Raw genomic sequence first — 10,038 nt, 5'->3', positions numbered from 1 at the left:
CCGCCGAGGCCCTGCCCGCCCCGCCTGAGCCCGAACCGGAGCCCGCCCCGGTCGTGGCCGTCGCCGAAGAGGCGCCGCCGGCCAAGCCGAAGCGCTCGCGCAGCCGCAAGGCGGCGCCCGCCGCCGAGGCCGCGGAAGCCGTGGCTCCGCCGGAGCCGGTTCTGGAGGCCGTCCCAGCCCCTGAGCCGGAGCCCGAACCGGTCGCCGCGCCCGAGCCGGTGGCTGCCGCCCCCGCGCCGCGTGAGCCTGACCCGGCCGAAATCTCGGGTCCGGCGCCGAAGCCGCGTCGCGGCTGGTGGCGCCGCGGCTAGGGCGTAACCATGTTGGCCGCGGGCCCTTCCAAACCGGTTCCGGTTTGGCGGGACCCGCGCTAGCATCCGACCGGCTGGGGGTGTCGGACTACGATAGAGTGTCGAGCATGATCTCCCCTTTCCGGTCGGTTTCGCGCCTGGCGCTGACGGCCGCGGCGGCCCTGACCCTGACGGCGGCGCCGGCCTCGGCCCAGTCGCTGATCCGCGACACCGAGATCGAGGAGATCCTCGCCCGGGACGCCGAGCCGATCCTGAAGGCGGCGGGCGTCGATCCCAAGAACGTCGAGATCGTGATCGTCGGCTCGAAGGAGCTGAACGCCTTCGCCGGGCCGCGGATCATGGGCTTCAACACCGGCCTGATCCTCGAATCGGACGACCCCAACGAGCTGCAGGGCGTCATCGCCCACGAAGTCGGCCACCTGGCCGCCGGCCACAGCGCCCGCTCGGGCGATATGCAGTCGGCCGGTATGCGGCCGTTCCTGCTGACCATGGGGCTGGGCGTCCTCGCCGCCCTCGCCGGCTCGCCTGAGGCCGCCGCGGGCCTGGCTGGCAGCGCCAGCTATTTCGGCACCATCGGCGCCCTGGGCTACAGCCGCGAGCAGGAGAGCCGCGCCGACCAGGCGGGCGCCCAGCTGCTGGACAAGGCGGGCCTGTCCGGCCGCGGCCTGGCCGAGTTCTTCGACAACTTCCGCTACCAGGAGGTCTTCGACGAGGCCCGGCGCTACGCCTATTTCCGCAGCCACCCGATCTCGTCCGACCGGATCGAGAGCCTGCGTCGCAAGGTGGAGACCCAGCCGAACTTCGCCAAGAAGGACAGCCCCGAGGCCATGGCCGAGCACGCGGTCATGAAGGCCAAGCTGGACGGCTTCCTCAACCCGCAGGTGGCGATCACCAAGTACGACGAGAAGGCCACCGACTATCCGTCGCGCTATGCCCGGGCCATCGCCTACTACCAGCTGAAGGAGCCCGACCGGGCGCTGAAGCTGATCGACCAGCTCCTGACCGAGCAGCCGGACAACCCCTACCTCTGGGAGCTGAAGGGCCAGATCCTGTTCGAATTCGGCCGCACCGAGGAGGCCGAGCTGCCGCAGCGCAAGTCGGTCGAGCTGAAGCCCGAGGCGCCGCTGCTTCGCGTCAACCTTGGCCAGACCCTGATCGCCCTGGACGACAAGAAGAAGGTCGCCGAGGGCGTCGTCGAACTGAAGAAGGCCCTGACCCAGGAAGAGGACAACGCCGTCGCCTGGCGGATCCTGGCCGAGGCCTACGACAAGCTGAACGAGGACGGCCTCGCCCGCCTCGCCACCGCCGAATACAACTTCAACATCGGCGACAAGCGCCAGGCCCGCGTGTTCGCCATGCGCGCCCGCGAGATGCTGACCCGCGGCACGCCGGAATGGCGGCGCGCCACCGACATCGTCCTGGTGGCCGAGCCCACCCGCGAAGACCTGCGCGACCTGGCCCGCGAGGGCTCGGTCGTCGGCGCCACGCGCTGAGCCGCCTTACCTATCGGGATCCCATGAAGACGCTCCTGCCTATCGCCGCCGTGCTCGCGGCCGCCCTGGCCCTCCAGGCCTGCAACAAGCCCGCCGAGGCCGACCCCGCATTCGGCGCCAAGGTGCGGGCCTATCTCCTCGAACACCCCGAGGTGATCGAGGAAGCCGTGGTGAAGCTGCGCCAGAAGCAGATGCTGGAGCAGGCCAAGGCCCAGGCCAGCACCGTGGAGAAGTACCGCAAGCAGCTCGAGCGCGATCCTCGCGACTTCGTCATCAATCCCAACGGCGAGTTCACGGTGGTCGAGTTCTTCGACTACCGCTGCGGCTACTGCAAGGTGGTGGCGCCCGAGGTGATGAAGCTGATCCGCGAGAACCCGGACGTCCGCTTCGTCTTCAAGGAGTTCCCGATCTTCGGCGAGGTCTCGGACACGGCCGCGCGCCTAGCCCTGACCGCCCAGGCCAAGTCGAAGGGCGTCCAGCTCCACAACGCCTGGATGGCCGACAAGGGCCTGGACGACGCCGCCCTCGACCGCCACCTGGCCGAAGCCGGCCTCGACCCCGCCTCGGTCCGCAAGGCCGCCGCCGACCCGGCCATCACCCAGCAGATCCAGGACGTGCGCATGCTGGCCGGCGCGCTGGGCCTGCAGGGCACCCCGGCGTTCATCGTCGGCGACTACGTGATCCCGGGCGCGGACATCAACGCGGTCCGCGCGGCGCTGGCCAAGGTGAAGGCCGGCGAGATGAAACGGCCCTCGGGCTCCCCGACGTAAAGAGCCGCCTCTGCTAGACTGGCCGCCTCAGCTTTGACGGGGATCGGCATGGTCGAGCGCGTGGTGGTGATGGGCGCGGGAATGGCGGGTCTCTGGACCGCCATGGCCCTGGCCGGCCCGGGCCGGGAGGTCACGGTGCTGGACCGCGATCCGCCACCGCCCGCCGGCGACCCGGACACGGCGTTCCAAGACTGGCAGCGGCGCGGCGTGGGCCACCTGCGCCACAGCCACGCCTTCCTGGCCCGCCTGCGCACCCTGGTCCGCGACCGTCACCCCGCCCTGCTGGACGCCCTCCAGGCCGCCGGCGTGCGCGAGCTGGGCTTCGAGGGCTCCCTGACCGCCGCGCACAAGCGCGCCTACGTTCCCGCCCCCATCGATCGCGACCTCGCCATCCTGACCAGCCGCCGCACCACGCTGGAGCTGGTGATGCGCCGCTACGCCGAGAACCTGCCGGGCGTCGTCATGCGGCCCCAGACCTTCGTGAAGGGCCTGACGATCGTGCAAGGCGGGCCGCCCACCGTGACCGGCGTGGTCCTGGAGGATGGCGGCGAGCTGACCGCCGACATCGTCGTCGACGCCCAGGGGCGGACCTCCCAGGCCTATGAGTGGCTCGCCGAGGCCGGGGTGGCCATCCCCGAGAGCGCCGAGCCCTGCGGCGTGATCTACTTCACGCGCCACTACCGCCTGCGGCCGGGCCAGGAAGAGCCGCCGCGCGGCTCCGGCTCCACCACCGGCGACCTGGGGTTCCTGAAGTTCGGGGTGTTCCCCGGCGACAACGGCTGCTTCTCCATCACCCTCTGCGCACCGGAGGTCGAGGAGGAGATGCGCAAGGCGATCGTCGACCCGGAGGTCTTCGATGCGATCTGCCGCCAGCTGGCCGGCGTCGCCCCGTGGATCGACCCTGAGCGCACCGAGCCCACCAGCCGCGTCTTCGGCATGGGCCAGCTGGAGAGCCGCTGGCGGGAGATGGCGCCGGGCGGCCAGCCGGCCGTGCTGGGCTTCTTCCCCGTGGGCGACTGCGTGGTGCGGACCAATCCGCTCTACGGCCGGGGCTGTTCGTTCGCCGCGGTGAGCGCGCACCTGCTGCTGGACGCCCTGGCGGCGGAGGGCGATCCAGGCCGGCGGCTGCTGCACTACCGCGCCGGCCTCGAGCGGGAGCTGCGCCCCTACTACGACGTGATGCGCAAGGCCGACCGCTCGGCGATCCGCCGCGCCCGTGCCGCCCTGCTGCCGCCCGCACGGCCGAACCTTCGCTCCAGGCTCATGAAGAGCTTCCTGGAGGATGGCGTGGCGGTGGCGATCCGCGAGGACGTCGAGTTGCTGCGGGCCTTCCTGAAGGGCTTCCACATGCTGGAACACCCCGAGGCCTGGCTGAAGCGGCCGAAGAACCTGGCCAAGATCGTCCGCGTCTGGGCGCGCGGCAAGGCCCGGAACGCCGACCTCTACCCCGTGCTGGGCGCGCCGGGGCGGACGCAGATGCTGGAGGCTGTCGGCGTCTCGCCCACCGCCGACGAGGAACGGGCCCGCGCGCAAGCGGCGTGAGCTATAGGTCCGGATAGCCCGTGGTGAGCGCCGACCGCAGTCGCGCGATCTCCGCCGCCCGGCCGGCGGGGTCGAACAGGGCCGGAAACTCCACCGGGGCCTGGGCGCGCCACCAGGCCTGGAAGCTGGCCGGCCCGCTGGCGAAGGGGTCGGGAAACGCCGCCTGCAGGTCCTGGCGCAGCCGGAACACCAAGCGCTGCTCGGGCAGGATCGTCTCGCCGTCGGAGAAGGCCGCAAACCCCCAGGCCGGGCCCGCGCCGGCCGTCTCGCGGCGATAGGCGTCCACCATCTCCGCCACCACGGGATCGTCGCGGTACGCGTCGAACGCCCCCTGGTCCACCGCGCTGAAATGAAAGAACCCCAGCGGCTTGCCGTCGATGGTCGGGTTCACTGGCGGGCCCGCCAGGCGCCGTGCGCCGAGGTTCCACGGCGCCACGTTCAGGTGCGCGCCCCGCAAAACGCGCACCCGATCGAAGTAGGCCGGGGCGAAATCCATCCAGCGCTGGTCGGTGTAGAGGCCGCTGGCGATGTCCTCGCGGCAGAAGCGGTAGAGGCGCTCGCGCCACCAGTGGGCGAAGGCCGGACCCTGTCCTCGGGCGGCCACGGCCAGGAAGCCCAGGTTGTAGATGCCGTGCTGGGCCGTGCAGACCTCGCGCGCGATCACGCCGCCCGTCGTGGCCTCGGGCTGCGTCTGGTGCGGCGTCAGCAGGACGTCGGCGCCCTGCAGCGCCTCGACCACGTCCGCCAGGTCGGAAAAGACCACGATGTCGGGATCCAGATAGATCGCCGCGTCGCAGTCGGGGCGGGCGAGCAGCCGCGCGAGGGCGAGGCCCTTCACCGCCGTGGCCAGCTCGACCAGCGAGTGACAGAAGGCCCACGATCGCCAGGCGGGCACGCCGAGGTCGGCGAGGTGATGCACCTCGTCCGCGCCGGTCGCCTCCAGCTCCGAACCCGACGGCCGGTCGGCGAGGACCAGATGCAGGCGCCACTCAGGCCGCACGCGGCGCAGAGACGCGAACAGGGCGCGAACCCTTGGCTGATAGTTCGCCGCCGCACTGGTGAAGAGGTGCATCCTCATGCCGGGTTTCGGCCGCCCAGCATCCGGGCCACGGCGCGAAGCGGCGCGGTAAGGCGCCATGAGGTGGAGTTGCGTACGGCCGCCAGCGCCTGTTCCAGGGCCGCCGCGTGTTCGCCAAGCGTGCGCATGTCGAAGTCCCGCCGGGCGATTTCCCGCTCGGCCGCCGCGATCCGCGTCCGGAATTCGGAGACCAGCGCCTCGAAACCCTGGTGGCCGAGTTGGCCCAGCCACTTGGCCCGGAGGCGCCCGCGCGCGGCCAGGTGGCGCTCCGCGCCGCTGTCGCCGAGGCCCGAGCAACCGAGGCCGGCGCGATAGACGGCGCTGACGCCGGCCACCCGCTCCAGCGGGGTATGCCGGGAGACCTGCAGCCAGAAATCCCAATCCTCGTAGACGTCGAGGCTCTCGTCGAAGCGACAACCGTCCGCCAGCAGACTGCGATGGAACAGCACGGCGTGGATCGGCAGGTGGTTCCAGGCCATCAGCATCGCCGGATCGAACGCCGCGTCGTAGCTGTCCACCGCCACGCCCTCGCGCTCCACCCGGACGCCCGCGTAGGCGGCCCGCACGCCGGGCCGGCGTCGCACCGCCGCGGCGAGCCGCGCCACGTGATCCGGGAACATCAGGTCGTCGTCGTCCAGGAAGATGACGAAGTCGCCCGAACTGGCGTCGAGCCCCAGGTTGGCCGCCTGGCTGCGACCGAGACGCGCGCCCTCCCCGACCTGCCGCAACGGATAGCGGCCGCAGCGGTCCGCGAGCACGCCCCCGCCGCCGAGGGCGTCCACCACCACGACCTCGAGGTTCGGGTAGGTCTGCAGCGCCACCGAATCCAGCGCGTCCTGCAGCTCGGGCCGTCCCATGCTGCGGATGATGACGCTGACCGGCGGAAGGTCGCGCGGATCGACGGCCAGCCCCAGGTCCCGCTGGCGCGCGTGCTCCGGCTGGTAGAGGCGCAAGGGGTCGGCGGCCAGCTCGGCGGCGTCGACGACCGCATAGGCCTCGGCGGCGGTCACCGTCGGCGGCAGCGTATAGGTGCGGAAGCGGTTGAGGGCCGCCATGTGCTCGTCGTACGGCTGGCGGAGCAGCTGCGAGCCGAAGCAGCGGGCGGCGGCCTGCTTGCGCCCCTGCACGGCCGAAATATCGAGCAGGATGTTGGGCCGCAGCGGCACGCCCACCTCGTAGAAGGCGATCCGCACCCCGCGCCCGCGCCGCCGCACGGCCTCGGCCGCCGCCATGGCCAACGCCCGGTGGTCCGGGTGCATCTCCAGCGGCGACGGCGCATAGACGAGGTCGGCGCCGCCGATCGCGGCGGCGATCCGGTCCACCAACGGCTCTCCGTAGGCCAGGCCCTGGTCCGGCAGGTCCCAGAACTCGGGCTCGCCATACCCCAGGATGGCCGCAGCCGCCCGGCTCTCGCCCTTGCGCCGCCGGGCCTCACCGGCGTCCGCGCCCAGCGCCCCGTCGGTCACCACGACGACCCGGACCGGCGTCCTCGATTGAACGTGCCGGATGATGGCGCCGCCGCAGCCCAGCACCTCGTCATCGGGATGCGGCGCGATCACCAGCACCGACGCGGCGGGGATCTCCAGCACCGCGCCGTAGGGCGTCAACAAATGCTCCATCGCCGATGCTCTTCAGGTCCCCGTGCGCCCTGCAATCCTATAGCGGCGAACGGGAGGCGGCACGCGACGACTTGACCGCCCCTGCGTCACGGGCGTTGCCTGCGCTGCAACGAATTTCCCGGGAGGACCGCATGTCCGAATACAAGCTGCTCATCAACGGCGCCCTGGTGGAGGGCGACGCGACGCTGGACGTGATCAACCCGGCGACCGAGGAGACCGTGGCCACCTGCGCGCGGGCGTCCAAGGCCCAGCTCGACCAGGCGGTGGCCGCCGCCAAGGCCGCCTTCCCCGCTTGGAGCGCCACCTCGATGGACGAGCGCCGCAAGGTGCTGGTGGCTATCGCCGACGCTATCCAGGCCAACCTGGGCGAGCTGGCCCGCCTGCTGACCCAGGAACAGGGCAAGCCGCTGCAGGACGCCACGGGCGAGATCTTCGGCGCCTCGGCCTTCTTCCGCTATTTCGCCAGCCTGGACCTGCCGGCCAAGGTGGTCACCGACGACGCCACCTCCCGCATCGAGATCCGGCGCAAGCCGCTGGGCGTGGTGGGCTGCATCGTGCCGTGGAATTTCCCGATGATCCTGATGGCCTTCAAGGTCCCCGCGGCCCTGCTGGCGGGCAATACGGTGATCGTGAAGCCGGCCCCCACCACGCCGCTGACGGCGCTGAAGCTGGGCCAGATCATCAAGGACATCGTGCCCCCGGGGGTGGTCAACATCATCGCCGACGCCAACGACCTGGGCGGCGAACTGACCAAGCACCCCGACGTGCGCAAGATCAGCTTCACCGGCTCCACCGAGACCGGCAAGAAGGTCATGGCCAGCGCCGCCGACGCGCTGAAGCGCATCTCCCTGGAGCTGGGCGGCAACGACGCCCTGATCGTCCTGGACGACGTGGACGTGGCGGCGACCGCGCCCAAGGTGTTCGGCGCGGCCATGCAGAACGCCGGCCAGGTGTGCATCGCCGCCAAGCGGATCTACGTCCACGAGAGCATCTACGACGCCATGTGCGACGAGTTCGCCACCCTGGCGAAGAACATGGTCGTAGGCGACGGCCTGGAACAGGGCACCCAGATGGGGCCGCTGCAGAACAAGGCCCAGTTCGACAAGGTGATGGGCTTCATCGACAGCGCCAAGAAGGACGGCAAGGTCATCGCCGGCGGCGGGCGCAAGGGCGACAAGGGCTATTTCATCCAGCCCACCGTCGTCCGCGACATCGCCGAGGGCTCGCAACTGGTGGACGAGGAGCAGTTCGGCCCCGTCATGCCGGTGATCAGGTATTCCGACCCCAAGGACGCCGTCGCCCGCGCCAACGCCTCGATCTACGGCCTGGGCGGCTCGATCTGGGCCAAGGACTCGGACAAGGCCTGGGCCCTGGCCGAGAGCATGGAATCCGGCTCGGTCTGGGTGAACAAGCACGCCGACCTGCAGCCCCACCTGCCCTTCGGCGGCTCCAAGTTCTCCGGCATCGGCTCGGAGCTGGGCGAGGAAGGCCTGAAGGAGTTCACCCAGGTCCAGGTGCTGAACATGGCGCGGTAGGGCCGCTTCCCTCCCCCTTGTGGGGAGGGACGTCAGATCAGCCCGCTGAGCGGCGAGGATGGGTCGGCGTACATGCGCTTGCCCATGCGCCCGGCCAGAAACGCCTCCCGGCCTGCGATGACCGCGTGCTTCATGGCGCGCGCCATGCGGATCGGGTCCTTGGCCTCGGCGATGGCGGTGTTCATCAGCACCGCGTCGCAGCCCAGCTCCATGGCGATGACGGCGTCCGAGGCCGTGCCGACGCCGGCGTCCACCAGGACCGGGACCTTAGTCTGTTCGATGATCAGCCCAAGGTTCAGCATGTTCTGGATCCCCCGGCCCGAGCCGATCGGCGCGGCGGCCGGCATGATCGCCGCGGCGCCGGCGTCCTCCAGTTTCCTGGCGTAGACCGGATCGTCCGAGCAGTAGACCATCACCGAAAAGCCGTCGGCGATCAGCAGCTTCAGCGCCCGCAGCGTCTCTTCCATGTCGGGCAGCAGGTGCGGGGTATTCGACAGGACCTCCAGCTTCACCAGGTCCCAGCCGCCGGCCTCGCGCGCCAGGCGCAGGGTGCGCACGGCGTCCTCGCCGGTGAAGCAGCCCGCGGTATTGGGCAGGAAGGTGAAGCGGTCCGGCTTCACGTAGTCCACCAGCATCGGCTGGCTGGGGTCGCTGAGGTTCACCCGGCGCAGCGCCACGGTGACGATCTCGGCGCCCGCGGCCTCGGCGGCGGCGGCGTTCTGGGCGTAGTCCTTGTACTTGCCGGTGCCCACGATCAGGCGCGAGCGGAAGGTGCGGCCGGCGACCGACCAGGTGTCCTCGGTGTGCGCGGACCCGTCCATCTCAGCCGCCTCCTATGAAGTGCACGATCTCGATGCGGTCGCCGTCGGCGAGCGCGGTCTTCGCATAGGCCGATCGCGGCACGATCTCCAGGTTCCTTTCGACGGCCACTTTGCGGGTGTCGAGGCCAAGCGCCGAGACCAGCGCCGCCACATCGGCGACGTCCGAAAAGGCGCGGGTCTCTCCGTTCACGGTCAACTGCATCATCTGTTTTTGGGCGTCAGGGCTGACGAAGACAAGCCGGGGCGGCGTCAGCCGCCAGTTCATTCGTGGTCAAATCGCACGCCTCCGGCGCGCAGGAGTCGACAAGCAAAGCTCCGACGCGCCGCCGTCCTTGTGACCAGAGCCGTTGGTCGCTAAAAGTCCCCGGAATCGACGGCGGAGCCGAATGCCGAAACCGATCTATGTGCTGAGCGGCCCCAACCTCAACCTCCTGGGGACCCGCGAGCCGGAGATTTACGGACATCAGACCCTGGACGACGTCCACCGCCTCTGCGAGGCGCGTGCGAAGTCCCTGGGCTATGAGGTCGTGTGCCGGCAGTCCAACCATGAGGGTGAGTTGGTCGACTGGATCCAGGAGGCGCGGGAAGCTGCGTCCGCCCTGGTGCTGAACCCGGCCGCCTATGGGCATACCTCCATCGCCATCCTCGACGCCCTGAAGATGCTTTCCATCCCGATCGTCGAGTGCCACCTCTCGAACCCTGCCGCGCGCGAGGCGTTCCGGAGGGAAACCTACGTTTCGCTCGCCGCGACCGGCCTCGTGTCCGGCTTCGGGGCCAAGAGCTATGAACTGGCCGTCGAGGCCGCCGCGGGCCTGGCCCGTTAGAGACCACAGAAGACAAGGGCCGATACATGGCTAACACCCCGAAGG

General features: G+C 70.5%; 9 protein-coding genes and 1 pseudogene. 6 read left to right on the top strand and 4 right to left on the bottom strand.

Features of this window, described 5'->3' with window-relative positions:
• The 4 genes and pseudogenes from AX721_RS04620 to AX721_RS04605 all read left to right on the top strand — a co-directional run.
• Positions 1-311, top strand: a pseudogene (locus AX721_RS04620) (ribonuclease E/G); the annotation flags it as partial.
• A gap of 107 nt (positions 312-418) precedes the next feature.
• Positions 419-1,804: a M48 family metalloprotease gene (locus tag AX721_RS04615; RefSeq protein WP_068874853.1), complete on the top strand. Its 1,386-nt coding sequence runs from the start codon at positions 419-421 to the stop codon at positions 1,802-1,804.
• Between the two features lie 23 nt (positions 1,805-1,827).
• The gene (locus AX721_RS04610) at positions 1,828-2,574 is read left to right on the top strand and encodes a DsbA family protein (RefSeq protein ID WP_068874852.1); all 747 of its coding nucleotides are present in this window, start codon (positions 1,828-1,830) and stop codon (positions 2,572-2,574) included.
• Positions 2,575-2,622: 48 nt separating this feature from the next.
• Positions 2,623-4,116, top strand: coding sequence for an FAD-dependent oxidoreductase (locus AX721_RS04605; protein ID WP_068874851.1), 1,494 nt, complete (start codon positions 2,623-2,625; stop codon positions 4,114-4,116).
• 1 nt (position 4,117) lies between these two features.
• Here the strand turns inward: AX721_RS04605 and AX721_RS04600 are convergent, their stop codons facing one another.
• Positions 4,118-5,194 carry a glycosyl transferase gene (locus AX721_RS04600; RefSeq protein ID WP_156467011.1) on the bottom strand — a complete coding sequence of 359 codons (1,077 nt, stop codon included), beginning with the start codon at positions 5,192-5,194 and terminating at the stop codon, positions 4,118-4,120.
• On the bottom strand, positions 5,191-6,813 hold the full coding sequence (locus tag AX721_RS04595) for a PIG-L family deacetylase (protein ID WP_082765429.1): 1,623 nt from the start codon (positions 6,811-6,813) through the stop codon (positions 5,191-5,193). The genes AX721_RS04600 and AX721_RS04595 overlap by 4 nt, the downstream gene beginning before the upstream one ends.
• Before the next feature lie 131 nt (positions 6,814-6,944).
• Here AX721_RS04595 and AX721_RS04590 point away from each other — a divergent pair, with 131 nt between their 5' ends.
• Positions 6,945-8,348 carry an aldehyde dehydrogenase family protein gene (locus tag AX721_RS04590; RefSeq protein WP_068874848.1) on the top strand — a complete coding sequence of 468 codons (1,404 nt, stop codon included), beginning with the start codon at positions 6,945-6,947 and terminating at the stop codon, positions 8,346-8,348.
• Positions 8,349-8,380: 32 nt separating this feature from the next.
• Here the strand turns inward: AX721_RS04590 and AX721_RS04585 are convergent, their stop codons facing one another.
• On the bottom strand, positions 8,381-9,169 hold the full coding sequence (locus tag AX721_RS04585) for a thiazole synthase (protein WP_068874847.1): 789 nt from the start codon (positions 9,167-9,169) through the stop codon (positions 8,381-8,383).
• 1 nt (position 9,170) lies between these two features.
• On the bottom strand, positions 9,171-9,371 hold the full coding sequence (thiS, locus tag AX721_RS04580; RefSeq protein WP_068874854.1) for a sulfur carrier protein ThiS: 201 nt from the start codon (positions 9,369-9,371) through the stop codon (positions 9,171-9,173).
• Between the two features lie 184 nt (positions 9,372-9,555).
• On the opposite strand from thiS, the gene aroQ reads away from it, so the two are divergent.
• Positions 9,556-9,993: a type II 3-dehydroquinate dehydratase gene (gene aroQ, locus AX721_RS04575; RefSeq protein WP_068874846.1), complete on the top strand. Its 438-nt coding sequence runs from the start codon at positions 9,556-9,558 to the stop codon at positions 9,991-9,993.
• The last annotated feature ends 45 nt before the right edge of the window (positions 9,994-10,038 follow it).

This window comes from Phenylobacterium sp. CCH9-H3 (assembly GCF_001557235.1).
In the GTDB taxonomy this organism is placed as follows: Bacteria; Pseudomonadota; Alphaproteobacteria; order Caulobacterales; family Caulobacteraceae; genus Phenylobacterium.
Note: the sequence above shows the minus strand (reverse complement) of the source record. Positions and strands in the feature narration are given on the sequence as shown.

Bases quoted from the DNA above. Each gene is read 5' to 3' on its own strand.
- AX721_RS04610 (WP_068874852.1), top strand. From the start codon at position 1,828: ATGAAGACGCTCCTGCCTATCGCCGCCGTGCTCGCGGCCGCCCTGGCC.
- AX721_RS04585 (WP_068874847.1), bottom strand. From the start codon at position 9,169: ATGGACGGGTCCGCGCACACCGAGGACACCTGGTCGGTCGCCGGCCGC.
- thiS (WP_068874854.1), bottom strand. From the start codon at position 9,371: ATGCAGTTGACCGTGAACGGAGAGACCCGCGCCTTTTCGGACGTCGCC.
- AX721_RS04615 (WP_068874853.1), top strand. From the start codon at position 419: ATGATCTCCCCTTTCCGGTCGGTTTCGCGCCTGGCGCTGACGGCCGCG.
- AX721_RS04605 (WP_068874851.1), top strand. From the start codon at position 2,623: ATGGTCGAGCGCGTGGTGGTGATGGGCGCGGGAATGGCGGGTCTCTGG.
- AX721_RS04590 (WP_068874848.1), top strand. From the start codon at position 6,945: ATGTCCGAATACAAGCTGCTCATCAACGGCGCCCTGGTGGAGGGCGAC.
- AX721_RS04600 (WP_156467011.1), bottom strand. From the start codon at position 5,194: ATGAGGATGCACCTCTTCACCAGTGCGGCGGCGAACTATCAGCCAAGG.
- aroQ (WP_068874846.1), top strand. From the start codon at position 9,556: ATGCCGAAACCGATCTATGTGCTGAGCGGCCCCAACCTCAACCTCCTG.
- AX721_RS04595 (WP_082765429.1), bottom strand. From the start codon at position 6,813: ATGGAGCATTTGTTGACGCCCTACGGCGCGGTGCTGGAGATCCCCGCC.